Raw genomic sequence first — 16,826 nt, forward strand, 5'->3', positions numbered from 1 at the left:
ACCGCCATGAATTTCTCGCGTTTCTTTGTGGATCGACCGATTTTTGCAGCGGTGCTGTCGATCATTATTCTAGCGGTGGGGCTGATCTCCATACCCAACCTGCCCATTAGCGAGTACCCGGACGTGGTGCCGCCATCAGTGGTCGTTCGCACGGTCTACCCCGGCGCTAACCCGAAGGAGATCGCCGAAACGGTCGCCACGCCACTGGAAGAAGCCATCAACGGCGTTGAGGATATGATGTACCTCAAGTCCGTGGCGGGCTCTGACGGTGTGCTGCAAATGACCGTCACCTTCCGCCCTGGTACCGATGCTGAGCAGGCCGCCGTTCGGGTGCAGAACCGCGTCAGCCAGGCGGAAGCCCGACTGCCGGAAGCCGTGCGTCGGCAAGGCGTCACCACCCAGAAGCAGTCGCCAACGTTTCTGATGGTCGTTCACCTGACCTCGCCCAGCGGTGAATACGACACCCTCTACCTGCGCAACTATGTGCGACTGAATGTCCGTGACCGGCTGGCCCGGATCGAAGGGATCGGGGACGCGCAAATCTTCGGCGGAGGGGACTACGCCATGCGGGCGTGGCTCGATCCTGATCGAATAGCTGCCCGTGGCCTGACGGCCAGTGATGTGGTGGGGGCCATGCGTGAACAAAATGTACAGGTCTCCGCCGGGCAGTTGGGAGCTGAGCCCATTGAAGATAGTGACTTTCTTACCCTGATCAACGCCCAAGGGCGGCTGGAAACAGTAGAGGAGTTTGGCGACATCGTGCTGAAGCGCGGCGAGGGCGGCGAGATACTCAGGCTTTCGGATGTGGCCCGGCTGGAAATGGGCGCCGGGGACTATACGCTGCGCTCGCAGTTGGACGGCAACAACGCGGTGGGGGTGGGAATATTCCAGGCACCGGGTGCCAATGCGCTGGATATCCGAGAGCAGGTGATCGCTACCATGGAGGAGCTGTCCGAGCAGTTCCCTGAAGGTGTTGAGTACGAAGCGGTCTACGACACTACGATCTTTGTTAATGACTCTATAAAGTCAGTGATAGCCACCCTACTGGAGGCCGTGTTGCTGGTAGTGTTGGTGGTCACGCTGTTCCTGCAGACCTGGCGGGCCTCCATTATCCCGCTGCTGGCGGTGCCGGTCTCGGTGATCGGCACCTTTGGGGCGCTTTACCTGCTGGGGTACTCTATCAACACGCTGACCCTGTTTGGGCTGGTGCTGGCTATTGGTATCGTGGTGGACGACGCCATCGTGGTGGTGGAAAACGTGGAGCGGAACATCGAGGAGGGCCTGAAGCCCCAGGCCGCTGCTCATCAGGCCATGAAAGAAGTCTCCGGGCCCATTATCGCCGTGGGGCTGGTGCTGTGTGCGGTGTTTATTCCCATGGCCTTCCTGTCGGGGGTGACCGGTCAATTTTATAGCCAGTTCGCGGTGACGATTGCCATCTCCACGGTGATCTCCACCGTCAACTCGCTGACCCTGTCGCCCGCGCTGGCGGCGATGCTGCTCAAGCCCCATGACGCGCCCAAAGATCGACTCACCCGAGTGATAGATAAGCTGTTCGGCTGGATTTTCCGTCCCTTCAACCGCTTCTTTAACGCCAGCTCCAACAAGTACCAGGGCGGCGTGGCTCGTTCCCTGAAGCATCGTGGCGCGGTGTTTGTGGTCTACGCGCTGTTGCTGCTGGGTACCGGCGTGATGTTCAAGGCAGTGCCGCCCGGGTTTATCCCGGTGCAAGACAAGCTGTACCTGATTGCGGGCGTCATCCTGCCGGAAGGGGCGTCTCTGGAGAGAACCGACCAGATGCTTCAGGATGTTGTGGATATTGCCATGGAGACCGAGGGCGTGGAGCACGCCATTGCCTTTCCCGGCCTTAACGCGCTGCAGTTCACCAACACCTCCAACACCGGAGTGGCGTTTCTTACCCTCAGTTCCTTTGGTGAGCGCAGCCTTAGCGCCGCGGAGATAAACGCCCGCATTAATCAGGGCATTGGCGGCCTGAAAGAAGGCTTTGCGTTCTCCTTCATGCCACCGCCGATTCTTGGCTTGGGCAATGGGTCGGGGTTTCAGCTGTTTATCGAGGATCGCGGCAATCTTGGCTATGGGGCGCTGCAGCAGGCGGTCAATCAACTCCAGGGCGCGATTGCGCAAACGCCCGGAATGGGCTTTCCGATCAGCAGTTATCAATCCAACGTGCCGCAGCTGGATGCAGAGGTGGATCGGCTAAGGGCCAAGGCCCAGGGCGTGCCGTTGACCGAACTGTTCGACACCCTGCAGACCTATCTTGGCTCGACCTATGTGAATGACTTCAACCGCTTTGGGCGCACCTGGCAGGTGATCGCCCAGGCGGACGCCCCCTTCCGGGCCAGCGTGGAGGACATCGCCCGGCTGCGCACCCGTAACGACCAGGGGGAAATGGTGCCCATCGGCACGATGGTGGATATCAAGCAAACCTTCGGCCCGGACCCGGTATTGCGCTACAACGGCTACCCAGCAGCAGACCTGGCCGGCGAATTTGACCCCCGCGTGCTTTCTTCCGCCCAGGCGATGGATGCCATCAACGCCCTGGCGGAAGAGGTGCTGCCCCCGGGCATGGCGCTGGAGTGGACCGACCTGAGCTACCAGCAATCCACCCAAGGTAATGCGGCTCTAGTGGTCTTCCCGCTGTCGATCCTGCTGGTATTCCTGGTGTTGGCGGCCCTCTACGAGAGCTGGACGCTACCGCTGGCGGTGATTCTGATCGTGCCCATGTCGATGCTCGCGGCGCTGATTGGTGTCTGGTTTGGCGGAGGTGACAACAACATCTTCGTGCAGGTGGGGCTGGTGGTGCTGATTGGCCTGGCCTGTAAGAACGCCATCCTGATCGTGGAGTTCGCCCGGGAGCTGGAACTGCAGGGCAAGGGCGTAGTGGAAGCGGCCCTGGAAGCTTGCCGGTTGCGCCTGCGGCCGATCATCATGACCTCGATCGCTTTCACCGCGGCGGTGTTGCCTTCGGTAGTTGCCACCGGCGCAGGCGCCGAGGTACGGGCGGCGCTGGGAACTGCGGTGTTTGCCGGCATGATCGGCGTCACCCTGTTTGGCTTGTTCCTCACGCCGGTGTTCTACGTGGCGCTGCGTAAACTGTCTGGCCCATTGGTCAGCCATCATAGCGCTACATTGGACACTTCACCTCACCCTACCAGCCATGCCCAAAGTTGATGATAGAGAGGTATGCCCATTAACACGTTAAAAGGGAAGGTGAGCCCCAAAGATGCCAGCATGGCAAGGCCAATGTTGGCATCTGGAATGGCGGCGCGAATAGCAACGGGGGCGGCAATGTAAGAGGCACTGGCGGAGAGACTGGCTAGAATAACCGCTGATCCAGCGGGTAGCCCTAGCCAGTACGCCATTAGCAGGCCAAAGCAGGAAAGCACGATAGGTGCCGCGAGCGCGAATATAATCAGACGGCTGTGCCCCCACCGCAGGCTGCGCAGTGTTTCTGCCGCGACCAAGCCCATCTCCAACAGGAACAGCGCCAGAATGCCATGGAAGGCTTTGGTATACAGCCCGGTGACTGACTCACCTGCATTTGGGCCGTATAGCCAGCCAATAAGCACACCGCCCACCAACAGGATTACACCGCGATTGGTCAGAGTCTCGTGCCACAGCCCGGAAGTTTTGATCGGCTCTGACGTTGTGTCAGCGGCCTTTTTACGGCTGAAGCGCCGGTAGAGCAACAGGCCCAGCATGATGGCCGGTAGTTCGAGCAGTACCAGGTAAAGCGTCACCTGCCCACCTGTTATTAGGCTATGCGCTTCAGTATACGCCAGGGCCACGGCGAACGTACCGGCGCTAACGGAGCCATAGTGGGCTGCAAGGCTGGCGCTGTCGGCGATGGATAGCCGTACTAAATAGTGAACCACCGGAAAGATAAGCAGTGGAATGATGATCCCCAGCAGAGTGACGCCAGATAACTCGACCAGCAGCGATATGCTCAAACTGCCATGCAGCGCCATGCCGCCTTTAAGGCCAATGGTCAGCATCAGCAGTAAGCTCAATATGTCATAAGCGGCTTTGGGAATACTAAGATCGGAGCGCACCACACCGGCAACCACACCTAGCACAAAAAACATCACCACAATATCCGGCACGGACAATCTCCTTGATGGGTTTTAAAGCAGTTACTTTAGCGATCCAAAGAGATTGATGAAAACAAATAAGATTTATATAGTCATAGATGATTATCTATGGAGCTGGCTATGAAAGTACGACAACTCACTTTTCGCTTGCTACAGGTCTATGCCGACGTGGTTCGCACAGGCTCACTGACGGCCACGGCAAATCGGCTCCACCTGACCCAACCCACGGTGTCTCAGCAGCTAAAGCGGCTGAGAGAAATTGTCGGTGAACCGATTGTGCGCCACGAGGAAGGGCGCCTGGTGCCCACTGAGGTTGGTCAGGCGCTTTATCAACTCAGCCAGGACTTGCTTAGCCGTGCTGATGTGTTTAGTCAGTACCTGGAGGAGTACAACCGCGGAGGGCGCGGACACTTCAGTATTGGCTTGGTGAACACCGCGCAATATGTACTGCCACGGCTGTTAGGGCCGTTTGGTCAGGCTAACCCCCAGGTAGATGTCACGGTGGAGATAGGTAATCGCCAGCAGATGCTCAATCGTTTTGAGCGCCATGAGGATGATATCTACGTATTTAGCCACCCGCCCATTGATGACGATGTGTTAGCCGCGCCTTTTCTGAGCAATCCATTGGTAGTGGTGGGGCCGCAGCATTGCCGCTGGGCAGGCGTAGAAGGTCTCAGCATGGACGCACTCAAAGAGGAGCGATTTCTGCTGCGCGAACCGGGCTCTGCGACTCGGCATACCTTTGAAGCCTGGCTGTACAGTGCGGGTATTGAGCTACGCTCTACCCAGCAGATCGCCAGTAACGAGGCTATTCGGCTAGCGGTGGCGTCAAACATGGGTCTAGCGGTGCTGTCTCGCCACGTTGTTGCAGATTCGCCCAACGGCGTCCAAGAGCTGCCGTTGCCGGGCTTTCCGCTGAAAAGTCGTTGGCACTTTGTGGTCAGACGGCAACGCCGCTTACCCCCCGCCGCCATTCGTTTTTTGAGCTATGTACAAGCTTCGCTGGCACAAGCGTTTGACGAGCCCGAAGGGGAGATGGCCGTGGCTGAATTGCTCCAAGCCTTAAAGCCTGAACGCTGATGCATTGACTCACAAACAGCGTCAATTATCCCCGTTGAAAGCGACGTAGATCCTATGCGCTAAGCTAAGATATTAAGATAGAGCCTGAGAGCGCACTTAAGAGAGTACTAAAGAGAGTACTTAAGATCGCACTCGGTTCATGCAGTCGCACCTTGATATTTGTCTTGGGTAACCGCTGCAAACGGAGGTAACTATGCTGCTCAAAGGATCATGCCACTGCCAGGCAGTGACGTTCAGTGTGAAGTCAAACCACCCCTATCCTTTTAATCGCTGTTACTGTTCTGTGTGCCGCAAAACGGCTGGCGGGGGTGGGTACGCAATCAACCTCAGTGGAGAAAGCAAAACGCTCAACGTTAGCGGCGAAGAGCATATTACTGTCTACCGCGCCTTCATTAAGGGGGAGCAGAGCACGGGAGAGCGGCATTTCTGCAAGCACTGTGCATCGTCGCTGTGGGTTTATGACCCCGAATGGCCCGAGCTGGTACACCCTTTCGCTTCGGCGATTGATACGGACTTGCCGACCCCTCCCCGGAAAACGCACATGATGTTGGGAAGCCGGGCCGATTGGGTCGAGGTCAATGGGCATTTCCAAGATAAATGCTTCGACGAATACCCGGATGAAAGCCTGGCTGAATGGCACCAGCGCCTGGGATTGGAGTGCTAGCTTCGCTCGCTATGCTTTGATTTGCGGTATAGCCACCAAACGTCAAAGCCAAACGAATAGGTTAAAGAGATCAATGCGCTAACGGCGAGAAGGCTGGCAACAAGGTGGGAGGTTAGTGGCGTTAATGCTAGCAGTAGCGCCACCGCCTGCCAGACACAAACGGCTTTACGGCGAAAGCTTGCAAACAGCGGCTTTGAAAGCCACGGGAACTGCCAACTGGCGGCGATAAACAGGTAGCGCATTGCGCCTATCAACAGCACCCAAAACCCCAGTGATTCCAGCCGCAACAAACCTGCGCACAGTAGCAAAATCAGCAGGGCATCCAACTCCATATCAAAGCGCGCCCCGAATCGGGTGTGGCTTTTGGTGCGCCTGGCTATCCAGCCGTCAACGCCATCCAGCAGTAGGGCGATCACCGCGATCGCCAGCCATTGCCAGATTGCCCCTACAAAGGCATTGGCGGCGAGCGCACCTGCCACTAATGAAACCACAACCGCACGCACCAACGTGACCCGGTTAGCCCAACCCAGTGTGCCGTGGGGCCAGAAGATGATGACCAGAGCGGAAATAAACGTGTAGAAGGCAAAGGCCACCCACCAATTGGCCGGAGTAGCCATTAAAAGTGGTAAGCCTTTGCCTACAGCAATTAGCAGCAAGCTGCCCAGCAGTAGTTCTGCAGCGCCATAGAGACGCTTAGGCAGGGTGTAAGAAGAAGCGTTGGAAAAAAGCGGCATGGTGGCTCACGAAGCGGCGTCGCTATCCGCAGTTGAAATAAATGATGCAACTATTTTTATATGTACCATTCTTGTAGAAGAAGGTAGTGTTGTCCATAAGATCAAGAAATAGACGGGTTAGTTTCAATTGTTCCAAATGGTTAATCGAATATATTCTTTTCACCCGCTACGCTGAAGATGGTGAACCATTGAAAACTGTTCTGCCTAAGGCCATGCAATGCATGGCCACACATTATACTCGGGGGCTGAGACACACGGCGTGTCTCTTACCCCTAACTTGTCGCGCAATGGTGCCACGCCACATTCAACGGAATGAAAGAGAGCCCGAATCAAGTGGGCTCGTAACGAAAAGGAACGCTCATGTCGGCGCTTGACGATGTTGGCAAAGCTCCCAATGCCGCTAAAAAAACCTGGGCCACCGCCTTTTGGGTGACCAACCCAGCACAAGGCGAGATGAGGCGTGAACAACTAAGTCCTCCCGCCCAGGATGAGGTGCATATACGTACCTTATACAGTGGTATCAGCCGCGGCACCGAATCGTTGGTGTTCAATGGTCGTGTGCCTGAAAGCGAATTCTCGTGCATGCGGGCCCCCTTCCAGTCGGGTGAGTTTCCTGCCCCGGTCAAATATGGCTACTGCAGCGTTGGCCGCGTTGAGCAGGGGCCAAGCGTTCTCCTGGATAAAACCGTTTTTTGCCTGTTTCCCCACCAGGATCACTACATTGTGCCTGCTTCGGCAGTGCTGGAAGTACCCACCAATGTGCCTGCTAAACGTGCCGTCTTGGCGGCCAATATGGAAACCGCCATCAATGGCGTGTGGGACGCCGAGCCCATGCTGGGGGAGCGAATCACTATTATTGGCGCCGGTGTCGTCGGTGCGCTGGTTGCGTACCTGTGCGCCCAAGTGCCCGGCGTTACCGTCCAGTTAGTCGATATTAACCCTGAACGTCGCCAGCTTGCCGAGCAGTTGGACGTGACCTTCTGTACTCCCGAACAAGCCCTTCATGACCAAGATTGCGTGATCCACGCCAGCGGCCAGTCCGCCGGCTTGCGCCAAGCACTGGCGTTAGCGGGCAGCGAAGGGCGCATTATCGAAATGAGCTGGTTTGGCGAGGGGGATATTGCGATACCGTTAGGCGGTGCTTTTCACTCCCAGCGGCTGACGCTCAAGGCCAGCCAGGTAGGTCAACTGCCGCCCAAGTTACGCCCACGCTGGGACTACCAGCGCCGCCTTCAATTAGCGCTGAGCCTGCTGGTAGACGAGCGGTTGGATGCGCTAATCAGCGGTGAAAGCGACTTTGCACAACTGCCCACGCTTGCTCCTCAGTTGTTTGGCCGTGGTAGCGTTGAGCTCTGTCACCGCCTGCGCTACCCCTCATAACCTATTTACTTATGGAGCCTCTGATTAACGTAATGAGCGAAGGCCAGACAAGGCAAAAATCAACGAAAAAGCGGAGTTTACGGGTTGTAAATGAGCATTTTGAGGCGATTTTTAACGCCGTATGGTCGAGCGCAATAGTTAATCAGAGGTTTCTTATCATTTGGAGTCTCTATGTTTCGTTTATGTGTTCGTGACCACTTTATGATTGCCCATAGCTTTAATGGTGAGATCTTTGGCCCTGCCCAGCGTACCCACGGGGCTACCTATGTTGTCGACGTAGTTTTTCAGCGCCCCGAGCTGGATGAGGACGGCCTGGTGATCGATATCGGCCTTGCCAGTGAAACAGTTAAATCGGTACTGGCGGGTTACAACTTCTGTAATTTGGATGAAGTGCCTGAATTTGCCGGTAAAAATACCACCACCGAGTTTATGGCCAAGGTGATCTTTGACCAGCTCGCCAAGGCGATTGGTGAGGGCAAAATGGGCATCACCGCCAAAGGGATTACCCATATGGAGATCAAGCTACATGAATCCCATGTAGCCTGGGCAAGCTATGAAGGCGCTCTATGAGTAAGCGGTTTAACCTTATCGTTGCCGGTGACCCTGCTCAGCGTACCGGCGGCTATATTTACGACGCCCAAATTGTCTCGGCCCTGCGTGACCAGGGATGGGAAATTGACGTCGTCGGCTTGGCTGGCACGTTTCCTGATGCGGATGCCGAGGCAGCAGAAGCGCTCACTCAGGCCCTAGCGTCGCTTCCCGATCAGGCGGCGGTGGTGATTGATGGCCTGGCCATGGGAGCGCTACCGGAGGTGGTTGCCCAACATGCCCAGCGGCTGGAAATCACAGCGTTGCTGCACCACCCCTTAGGCGATGAGTTGGGGCTTGATGAGGCTGATCAGCAGCGCTTTCATCGCAGCGAGTTAAACGCGCTTGCCCACGTGGCGCGGATTATCGTCACCAGTCACTTTACCGCCCGGCGCTTACCTGAGCTGGCGGCTCACTATGAAATGCCACTCAATCCCAGTGTCACTGTGGTTGAGCCGGGTGTTGCCCAGGCGCCGATCAGCTCCGCAGCAGAACCGGGTGAGCTACTACGTTTGCTATGTGTGGCAACGTTAACGCCGCGCAAAGGGCAGGATATTCTGGTAAAGGCATTGGCGGGCGTTAGCGGCGATCACTGGCAATGCGACTGCTACGGTGGCGCCCGGGATGCCACTTTTACCCAGCGTGTACAGCAACTGATTGATCAGAACGGCTTGCAAGACAGCGTACGGCTTCACGGCGAGTGCGATGGCGCTACGCTGGAAGCGGCCTATCGCAGCGCCCATGCGCTGGTACTGCCCTCTTGGTATGAAGGCTACGGCATGGTGGTCACCGAAGCCCTGGCCCACGGCCTGCCAGTGATTACCACTACCGGTGGTGCGCTTCGCGATACCTTGCCTGCAGGCGCTGGTTTGAGCGTTGAACCGGGTGACGTCGACGCGCTTCAAGATGCCCTCAGCCGTTTTTGCCATGACGACAAACTACGCCACCAACTGCGCCAGGGAGCGGCCCAGGCCCGGGATGCGTTAAGCGACTGGCAAGAAGCGGGGGCCAAGTTTGCCGCGGCGTTAACTGCGCCCGCCGATTCTCCAAATTTGCGCCCAGGCAGCCAGTTTGCGTCCGACTGGCTGACGCTGCGGGAGGCGGCTGATGTCGATTCCCGTAGCCAGCCCTTGGCTGAGCTTGCCGCGGAGTGGCTGAGCGCGCGTACTCCGGCGCCGCTGATAGCGGATCTTGGCTGCGGCCGGGGCAGTAATATGCGCTTTCTGGCGCCGCGCCTGAATGGCCAACAGCGCTGGAAGCTGATCGATCACGACGCCATTTTGTTAGCCCAGGCGCGCCAGCGTGCTGCCGGATTAAGCAATAGCCAAGGGCAGCCCGTGGCCGTTGAGACGCACTGCGTATCGTTGGAACTGCTTGCTGAGGTGCCGCTTGACGACGCGCACCTCGTCACCGCATCGGCGCTGCTGGATCTGGTCTCCGAGCAGTGGATCGATGCTTTTGTGGCTCGCATTGCCGGGCAGCAGCAGGCGCTGCTGATAGCGCTAAGCGTGACCGGTGAGTGGCACTTTATTGACCCTCAAGGCGCGCCGGTGCTGGATGACGAAGACCGCTGGCTGCAGGCGATGTTTATGGCTCACCAGCAGCGCGATAAAGGTTTAGGTGATGCACTAGGCGGGCAGGCGCACGGGGCATTAGTTGCCGCGTTAGAGAGGGCTGATTATCGCATTGAGCAAGCTGAAACACCGTGGCAGCTCGCTGCTGGCAGTCAAGAACAGCAGCCGTTAATGATGGCGCTACTCGAAGGCTGGGCCGAAGCTGCCACCGAGCAAGCCCCGGAAGCGGCGGCGCGTATTGCCACCTGGTTACAGCAGCGCCAGCAGGCGGTGGCCAATGGCGAACTGGGTATTTGGGTGGGGCACCGCGACCTGTTTGCTACGCCTCTGTTTGCCAATCCCAGGGAAGAGGCCTAATCCTATGGGGCCTGATCAAGGTATGTTCACTCGACTGGGTGCTTGTTCTAAAAAGCTGGCGCGGAGAAGCCCATGGCTACGCCGCGTGGTGGTCAGCCTAGCGTTGCTGGGTGCGGTGGCGATGTGGGTGGAGCCCCAGGCGATTGTGGCGGAGGTGCAACGTTTCTCCGCGGAGTGGGTCGTGCTGGCGTTAGCCATCAGCACGCTACAGATCATGCTTTGCGCCTGGCGCTGGCAGTTTACCGCGGGTCTTATTGATGTACCGCTGCGGTTTGCTTACGCGCTACGGGAGTACTACCTGGCCCTACTGGTCAATCAGCTGTTGCCCGGCGGTGTATTAGGCGACGCCGGGCGGGCGCACCGCCATGCCACTCAAGCGCAGTCTAGGGGACGCGCCTGGCGAGCGGTGATTATTGAGCGCGCCTCGGGGCAGGTCGCCGTGGTGATGCTAACGCTAACCGCGCTGCTTTTCTCACCGCTCTGGCATGCCGCGCTGGGTGGGGCAGTCATCACTGCGGTGGGTTTAAGCGCATTAGCTGCTCTTGCGGCGATCATCGTCAGCGGCCTACTGTTGCGCCAACGTTTTAGCCCTTGGTTAGCAGGGCTGCCCAGTTGGTGCCAAGCCCTGGCTCGCGATGTAAGGCGTGGCTTGCTGCGGCGCGGTGTGTGGCCCCAGCAACTGCTGTCTTCGTTGGCGATTGTGCTGAGCTATGGCCTGGTAATGGTCTGTGCGGCTCGGGCGATTGGCGTTGAGCTACCGTCGCTGCAAGTGCTGGCGCTGACACCGGTACTGCTACTGGCCATGCTGATCCCGTTTTCGGTAGCCGGATGGGGATTGCGTGAAGGCGCCGCTGCCGGGGTCTGGGCGCTGGTCGGCCTGCCACCCGCTCAAGGCGTGGCGGTGTCATTGGCTTACGGGGTGCTGGTGTTGCTGGCGAGCCTACCGGGTATCTGGGTGGCGCTGAGTCGTCGTGAAAAAGCGCAACCTTCAGGCGGTAGTATCCCGCAGTCGCAGATCGAACAGCGTATCGTCACCGCAGCGGAAAGTTCGCGCGGGCGGGCGCAGCGCACTCTCAAGGGTCTCGATGGGCGTCATTTGCAGCCCTGGCCTACCGGAGCCGATCAGCAGCGGGGCGACCAGCAGATGCAGTCGATCAACGGTTCCCGCTTCGATAAACTGAGACACCGTAATGCCGCCGCCTTCTATCAACACCCGCGGCAGGCCCTTCTTGGCCAGCAGGGTGACAACACCATGGGGAGCGAACTGACCGCTGGCGTTCAGGGGCAGTACGCAACGTTCAACGTGGGCCAGGCTCGTCGTTGCCTGCAGCTCAGACCTTACGTCAGACCCCACGATATGCAGCGTCGGGGCGCTATCGGTGTTCAGCAGTGCCAAGTCGCTGGGAATGCGGCCGCGTGGATCCAGCACCACCCGCGTCGGGTTAGTGCCGCTAACATGGCGCACGGTCAGCTGCGGGTTATCGGCGCTGGCGGTACCCGCGCCGACCACCACTGCGTCGACCAAAGCGCGCAGACGATGCAGGTGAACCAAACTTTCATGGCCGTTGATGTAGTGGGAGTGGCCGCTTTCCGTGGCAATGCGGCCATCCATACTCTGTCCCAGCTGCGCCACCACCCACGCCGGTCGACTGGCCAGCGGGGTCAGGCAATCGAGCAGCTCTCGCGCCTCAGCGGTGATCGCTTTAGCCGTTTGCCACTCGCCGGTTGGCGCCAAGGTGATCGCCACATCGCAAGAGCGCCGATGACGCAACGCCAACAGCCATTCCCAAGCATCGGACAGCGCAATAATGTTGACATGGGATTCGGGCATGACGCCTCCGTGCTAGAAAATCCGCTTCATCATGCGGGCTCTCGTCAGTTGAGAGCAAGTTGTTTAGAGCAAGCATGCGCCATCCCCCTCGTAAGGAAGCCAGGAGGCCTACATGTACCAGATTGAACGCGCTATTTTCGACATCCGCCGTGGATTGCCAGTGGTGGTGAATGCCAGTGGGCAGCGTTTGCTCGTGCAGGCGCTGGAAGGCAGTGAATCGGTCGAAGCGCTGGCTTTGCTAGCAGGCGAGCGGCCTTCGCTGGTGCTTACTCGTCACCGCCTGACGGCGATGGGCATGAACTTGTCCGCCGAGGCCGCCAGCCTACCGCTGGTAGCTCACATTAGCACCAATGAGCTGAATGGCTTGGCCACGGCGGAAACGCTTTCACAACCTGCGGGTGGGTTACTGAGCGGGTTAAAGCCCGCCGGAATAGCCGAACTAGGCGCCGTGACGCTGATGCGCAGAGCCCTGCTGATTCCCGCAGCGCTCTGCGCTTTTGTTAGCCAAGAGGCTACAGCGACCATTGAGCAGCAGTTGGCAGAAGGACGCCTGCTGCAAGTCAGCGCTGAAGACGCTACACAATGCCTTGCCGGGGCGCCGGGCATGCTCAAGCGGGTGAGCGAAGCGAATATCCCCCTCGAGGATGCTGCCGACAGCCGCTTTGTGCTTTTCCGTGAGCCGGACGGCCTGCGTGAGCACGTTGCTGTGGTGATCGGTAAACCGGAGCGCTGGGAAGGCGCGGTGCCGCTACGCCTGCACTCGGCGTGTTTAACCGGTGACCTGTTCGGCAGTCTGCGTTGCGACTGCGGCGAGCAGCTACGCAACGCCGTGGCGGATATTCAAGCCATGGGTGGCGGTGTGCTGCTCTATTTGGCTCAAGAGGGCCGGGGCATTGGCTTAGCCAATAAACTACGCGCCTACACCTTACAGGATGGTGGCCTGGATACCGTGGATGCGGATCAAGTACTCGGTTTTGGTGACGATGAGCGCCAGTATGCGGTGGCGGTGGATATGCTTAACGCGCTTAACATTGACCAGGTGCAACTGCTGACCAATAACCCCTTGAAGATGGAGGCATTGCGTCAAGGCGGTATCGAGGTGGTCTCACGCCAGGCGCTTTACGGCAGCGTTACCGACCATAACCAGCGCTACCTCAATGCCAAGGCCACCCGTGGCGGACACTTGTTGGAAGACGTATTAAGCGGCCAGCGCTAAACCGTACTAAGCGGTGAGCGCTAACCTAATGATGGGGATCTCGCTAGCTGGTTAGCGGCGGTAGGTGGGCGGTTTCCGTCACTACGGCCACCAGTTGGCGGGCATAGTGCTGAACCAGCCGTTCGCCTAGTTCAGCGCTGGCTTGGCTGGCATCGCCCGCCACACCTTGGATGCTTAAGTCTTCTGCCAGCCAGGCAACAGCTGCAGCACCTTCTGCGCTCACTAATGCATCGCCTTGGGGCGCTGCAGGCGGGGTGGCCTTGTAGCCGTCCAACTGCACCAGCGCGGGCGCTAAATAGCGCATCATCGCAGTTTCGAGCAGTCCCCCGTGTAAGCCGTAGCGCAACTCTTCCGCATTAATGGCACCCTCTAACGGTGGTAGTCGGGTATAGGTCGCTTTTACCACGCGCATGCTATGCCGCCGCCGTAGGGTTAAGCCTGCCAAATCCATCACCGCCTTATTGCCACCATGGCTGTTAAGCAGCACCAGTCGGCGTATGCCGGCGCGAGCCAGGCTATCCCCATAAGCCTCTAATGTGGCAATGGCCAGCGGTGCTGGCAGGCTAAGCGTGCCGGGGAAACTGGCGTGCTCATCGCTTGCTCCGACGGCAATGGCGGGCAGGCAGATGACATTAAGGTTCGGATCAAGCGCCTCCAGCATCGCGGCTTGCAGGCCCTCGCCAATGGTCAAGTCGGTGGCCAAGGGGAGGTGAGTGCCGTGTTGTTCAATGGCGCCGAGTACCAGCACCGCTACCGGGTCGCATTGGGCGAACTCGGCTAACTGCGGAGCGGTTAGGGTTTGCCAGTGGTGAATCATAAAATGAGAAGCCTTTAGGTATTAAGCATCATTCAGAAGTAATCGATGATCCGAGCGGCAGGCGTACAGGTCACCGGAAGGCAATCCTTCGGCCCCTGCGCTTAGCCACTCGCTAACCGCTTGTGGCGTTTGCCACTCGGCCCAGCGAAAGTGGCGCTGCTCACCAGCTACCACGTTGTAGCGGTACTCGCCAAGGCGGCTTAAGTGGTTCACGCAGGCGTCGTTTATTTCCAGGGCACCTGCCACAAACTCCACCGACAGCGCGGCCACCGGGCAATTTAGCCCCGCCAAAACCTCCGCCTCAAAGCCTTCAACGTCGATTTTTATAAAGCTGGGTTCGCCATACTCGTCAATTAACGCATCCAGCGTGGTCACTGGCACCCGTAAACGCTGCTCCCACCGTACCTGACTAAAGCCTGCGTTGCGTTCGCCGATCTGCTCCCGCCACTCGGTGGCCAGGGTGGAAAGGGTCGGGTTGCTGGGGCTGATCGCGATCTCGGCAAAGCCCACCGTAGGGCCCGCCGCCATCGGCAGCAGGGTAATGGTCGGCGGTTTTACCAGGCGTTTAAACCATTTGGCGAGGTCGGGCTGGGGCTCCAGCGCCACCACCTTGGCGCCGAGCGCATGAAAAGCTGCGCTACGGTCGCCTAGATGCGCGCCAATATCAAAGGCAACGGTGCCGGGTTGTATGAAAGGCTGATAGAGGCGCTGCAGGCCACGCTGACGCCCAGGCCGCCAATAAATAAACAGCGAGCGGGCTAGCCCACCCGCGCTGCGCAGTCGTCGTAGCGCCATGCGCCGCATTAGTTGGGCTCTCTGAATGGACGTGCCTTGATCCACACAGGCGCTGGCGAGATAAGGTTGGCTTGATAAGTGCTATTCGTCATCGGGATACCACACGTAATTCCAGGTTTCGCTAACTGGTTCGCCGTTTAAGGTGAGCCTTAGGCGAACATCGCTGGGTTGATCGCTGGCGGGTAGCCGGAAGCTGGCTCGCCAGCCATTGTTGGGCAGCGCGGTGACCTGGGGGAGCAGTACCTCGCCGTGTTGGGCGCTAATATCTAACTCGACGGGCTGGTCAGCGGTGAGCTCCTCTAAGGCACCTCCCTGAAAGTCGACAATAAACTGGCGCTGGCCTTGTGAGGCAGAGTCCGCTTGCCCCGGCACCGCCGCATTGCCATGACGAGTGCGAATGGCGCGGCCAAGATTGTGCGCATCAGGCTGAGTGTTCAGCGTGTGAGTGAGATAGTGCAGGCGGCGCGATTCGCCGGCATCCAGGGTGTCGTCCGCCATCCAGTAGGCGACTATATTGTCGTGAGTCTCATCGGGGGTAGGGATTTCGACAAGTTCCACGTGGCCCGGCCCCCAATCATCCAGCGGGACAACCCATTGGCTGGGGCGACGGTGATACTGGGCTTCGGTATCCAAATAGCGGTTAAAATCCCGTTCCCGTTGCATTAATCCAAAGCCTTGAGGGGAGTCGTCTACAAAGGCGGATGTATGCAGGTGAGATGGGTTACTCAGCGGGCGCCAGATCCACTCACCGCTACCGGCATGTATCAGTAGGCCGTCGGAGTCGTGCACCTGTGGACGAAAATCGTCCGGCCGCTCGCGGCTTGCCTCACCATAAGTAAACATACTGGTGAGCGGTGCAACGCCCAGCTTGGTAATATCTTGCCGGGCAAACAGCTCCGCTTCGACCTCGACCTGAGTATTCTCACCGGGTTGGATAACAAAGCGATAGGCGCCGCTGACCGAGGGGCTATCCATTAACGCCAGCAGTTCAATCTGTTCGGCATCAGCCTCGGGTTTATAGAGCCAAAACTCGCGAAATGCCGGAAACTCTTCGCCATCTGGTGAGGCGGTATCGATCGCCAGCCCGCGGGTAGAGAGTCCGTAAGCCTGGTCACGCCCCACAATGCGGAAGTAGCTGGCACCGAGAAATACACCAAATTCGTCGGCGTAGTCATCGCTGTTAAGAGGGTAGTGGAGGCGAAACCCCGCATGGCCGCTGCCGGCTAAGTCTTGCTCTTTCAGTGCGGCGGCATTGCCATCGTAGGTGTAGTCCTCTGCTGAAAAGGGCAGGGGCGTTACCGTGTCGTTTTCGATAACGTTCAAGGCAATCGGGGTTTGAAACAGAAAGCCGCTATGAAATAACTGTAGGTTAAAAGGGCTCTCGTCTTTCCAGTAGGCGTGTTCGGGATCAAAGCGAATTTGCCGGTAGGTATCGTAATCAAGCTCACGCAATACCTCTGGTAAGGTCTCTTCCGGGGCTTGGTAGGTTTCTTGAGCAAGCTGTTTGGCGCGTTCAATAACCTGCCTGAAGTGCGCATCGTCTGCGGCCAACGCTGGCAAGGTCAGCGCGCAGCCAATTAACACTATCCATTTGCCAGGCCGCCACTTGGCAACCGGCTTCCTACCAACTTGATTACAACGCATGGGCGAAATCCTTTCCGGTGAGGGCCTGCAAAGCGCA

13 protein-coding genes and 1 pseudogene are annotated in these 16,826 nt (G+C 58.3%); 8 read left to right on the forward strand and 6 right to left on the reverse strand.

The window, feature by feature from the left end; all coding sequences use genetic code 11:
• Positions 1-6 precede the first annotated feature (6 nt).
• The gene (locus E0L35_RS07120) at positions 7-3,189 is read left to right on the forward strand and encodes a multidrug efflux RND transporter permease subunit (RefSeq protein ID WP_027959813.1); all 3,183 of its coding nucleotides are present in this window, start codon (positions 7-9) and stop codon (positions 3,187-3,189) included.
• Here the strand turns inward: E0L35_RS07120 and E0L35_RS07125 are convergent.
• Positions 3,162-4,121 (reverse strand): sodium-dependent bicarbonate transport family permease, encoded by a 960-nt coding sequence (locus E0L35_RS07125; protein WP_027959812.1) that lies wholly within the window; start codon positions 4,119-4,121, stop codon positions 3,162-3,164. The genes E0L35_RS07120 and E0L35_RS07125 overlap by 28 nt on opposite strands.
• A gap of 108 nt (positions 4,122-4,229) precedes the next feature.
• On the opposite strand from E0L35_RS07125, the gene E0L35_RS07130 reads away from it, so the two are divergent.
• On the forward strand, positions 4,230-5,189 hold the full coding sequence (locus tag E0L35_RS07130) for a LysR family transcriptional regulator (protein ID WP_027959811.1): 960 nt from the start codon (positions 4,230-4,232) through the stop codon (positions 5,187-5,189).
• A gap of 193 nt (positions 5,190-5,382) precedes the next feature.
• Complete coding sequence (locus E0L35_RS07135) at positions 5,383-5,853, forward strand: GFA family protein (RefSeq protein ID WP_027959810.1); 471 nt, start codon at positions 5,383-5,385, stop codon at positions 5,851-5,853.
• On the opposite strand, the gene E0L35_RS07140 is transcribed toward E0L35_RS07135, so the two are convergent.
• Positions 5,850-6,587 carry a CDP-alcohol phosphatidyltransferase family protein gene (locus E0L35_RS07140; RefSeq protein ID WP_138799947.1) on the reverse strand — a complete coding sequence of 246 codons (738 nt, stop codon included), beginning with the start codon at positions 6,585-6,587 and terminating at the stop codon, positions 5,850-5,852. The genes E0L35_RS07135 and E0L35_RS07140 overlap by 4 nt on opposite strands.
• A 360-nt stretch (positions 6,588-6,947) precedes the next feature.
• Between E0L35_RS07140 and E0L35_RS07145 the strand changes: the two genes are divergently transcribed.
• The 4 genes and pseudogenes from E0L35_RS07145 to E0L35_RS26590 form a co-directional block, all read left to right on the forward strand.
• Positions 6,948-7,967 (forward strand): zinc-binding alcohol dehydrogenase, encoded by a 1,020-nt coding sequence (locus E0L35_RS07145; RefSeq protein WP_051430557.1) that lies wholly within the window; start codon positions 6,948-6,950, stop codon positions 7,965-7,967.
• A 171-nt stretch (positions 7,968-8,138) separates the two neighbouring features.
• Positions 8,139-8,537, forward strand: coding sequence for a 6-carboxytetrahydropterin synthase (locus E0L35_RS07155; RefSeq protein WP_027959807.1), 399 nt, complete (start codon positions 8,139-8,141; stop codon positions 8,535-8,537).
• The gene (locus E0L35_RS07160; RefSeq protein ID WP_027959806.1) at positions 8,534-10,486 is read left to right on the forward strand and encodes a glycosyltransferase; all 1,953 of its coding nucleotides are present in this window, start codon (positions 8,534-8,536) and stop codon (positions 10,484-10,486) included. Before E0L35_RS07155 ends, E0L35_RS07160 begins: the two co-directional genes overlap by 4 nt.
• A 22-nt stretch (positions 10,487-10,508) precedes the next feature.
• A pseudogene (locus tag E0L35_RS26590) lies at positions 10,509-11,417 on the forward strand (lysylphosphatidylglycerol synthase transmembrane domain-containing protein); the annotation flags it as partial.
• A 57-nt stretch (positions 11,418-11,474) separates the two neighbouring features.
• Here the strand turns inward: E0L35_RS26590 and E0L35_RS26595 are convergent.
• The gene (locus tag E0L35_RS26595; protein ID WP_161463351.1) at positions 11,475-12,317 is read right to left on the reverse strand and encodes a RibD family protein; all 843 of its coding nucleotides are present in this window, start codon (positions 12,315-12,317) and stop codon (positions 11,475-11,477) included.
• Positions 12,318-12,429: 112 nt separating this feature from the next.
• Here E0L35_RS26595 and ribA point away from each other — a divergent pair, with 112 nt between their 5' ends.
• Positions 12,430-13,533 carry a GTP cyclohydrolase II RibA gene (gene ribA, locus E0L35_RS07170; protein WP_027959804.1) on the forward strand — a complete coding sequence of 368 codons (1,104 nt, stop codon included), beginning with the start codon at positions 12,430-12,432 and terminating at the stop codon, positions 13,531-13,533.
• Between the two features lie 43 nt (positions 13,534-13,576).
• Here the strand turns inward: ribA and E0L35_RS07175 are convergent, their stop codons facing one another.
• From E0L35_RS07175 to E0L35_RS07185, 3 genes are all read right to left on the reverse strand, one after another.
• The gene (locus E0L35_RS07175; RefSeq protein ID WP_027959803.1) at positions 13,577-14,350 is read right to left on the reverse strand and encodes a creatininase family protein; all 774 of its coding nucleotides are present in this window, start codon (positions 14,348-14,350) and stop codon (positions 13,577-13,579) included.
• Between the two features lie 21 nt (positions 14,351-14,371).
• Positions 14,372-15,154: an FkbM family methyltransferase gene (locus E0L35_RS07180; RefSeq protein WP_035538567.1), complete on the reverse strand. Its 783-nt coding sequence runs from the start codon at positions 15,152-15,154 to the stop codon at positions 14,372-14,374.
• Between the two features lie 72 nt (positions 15,155-15,226).
• A complete protein-coding gene (locus E0L35_RS07185; protein ID WP_249362101.1) occupies positions 15,227-16,789 on the reverse strand; it encodes a glucan biosynthesis protein G in 1,563 nt (520 codons plus the stop codon).
• Positions 16,790-16,826 lie beyond the last annotated feature (37 nt).

It is taken from the genome of Halomonas sp. ATBC28, assembly GCF_005937175.1.
Lineage (GTDB): Bacteria > Pseudomonadota > Gammaproteobacteria > Pseudomonadales > Halomonadaceae > Vreelandella > Vreelandella titanicae.

Bases quoted from the DNA above. Each gene is read 5' to 3' on its own strand.
- E0L35_RS07120 (WP_027959813.1), top strand. From the start codon at position 7: ATGAATTTCTCGCGTTTCTTTGTGGATCGACCGATTTTTGCAGCGGTG.
- E0L35_RS07130 (WP_027959811.1), top strand. From the start codon at position 4,230: ATGAAAGTACGACAACTCACTTTTCGCTTGCTACAGGTCTATGCCGAC.
- E0L35_RS07135 (WP_027959810.1), top strand. From the start codon at position 5,383: ATGCTGCTCAAAGGATCATGCCACTGCCAGGCAGTGACGTTCAGTGTG.
- E0L35_RS07140 (WP_138799947.1), bottom strand. From the start codon at position 6,587: ATGCCGCTTTTTTCCAACGCTTCTTCTTACACCCTGCCTAAGCGTCTC.
- E0L35_RS07145 (WP_051430557.1), top strand. From the start codon at position 6,948: ATGTCGGCGCTTGACGATGTTGGCAAAGCTCCCAATGCCGCTAAAAAA.
- E0L35_RS07155 (WP_027959807.1), top strand. From the start codon at position 8,139: ATGTTTCGTTTATGTGTTCGTGACCACTTTATGATTGCCCATAGCTTT.
- E0L35_RS07160 (WP_027959806.1), top strand. From the start codon at position 8,534: ATGAGTAAGCGGTTTAACCTTATCGTTGCCGGTGACCCTGCTCAGCGT.
- E0L35_RS26595 (WP_161463351.1), bottom strand. From the start codon at position 12,317: ATGCCCGAATCCCATGTCAACATTATTGCGCTGTCCGATGCTTGGGAA.
- ribA (WP_027959804.1), top strand. From the start codon at position 12,430: ATGTACCAGATTGAACGCGCTATTTTCGACATCCGCCGTGGATTGCCA.
- E0L35_RS07175 (WP_027959803.1), bottom strand. From the start codon at position 14,350: ATGATTCACCACTGGCAAACCCTAACCGCTCCGCAGTTAGCCGAGTTC.
- E0L35_RS07180 (WP_035538567.1), bottom strand. From the start codon at position 15,154: ATGCGGCGCATGGCGCTACGACGACTGCGCAGCGCGGGTGGGCTAGCC.
- E0L35_RS07185 (WP_249362101.1), bottom strand. From the start codon at position 16,789: ATGCGTTGTAATCAAGTTGGTAGGAAGCCGGTTGCCAAGTGGCGGCCT.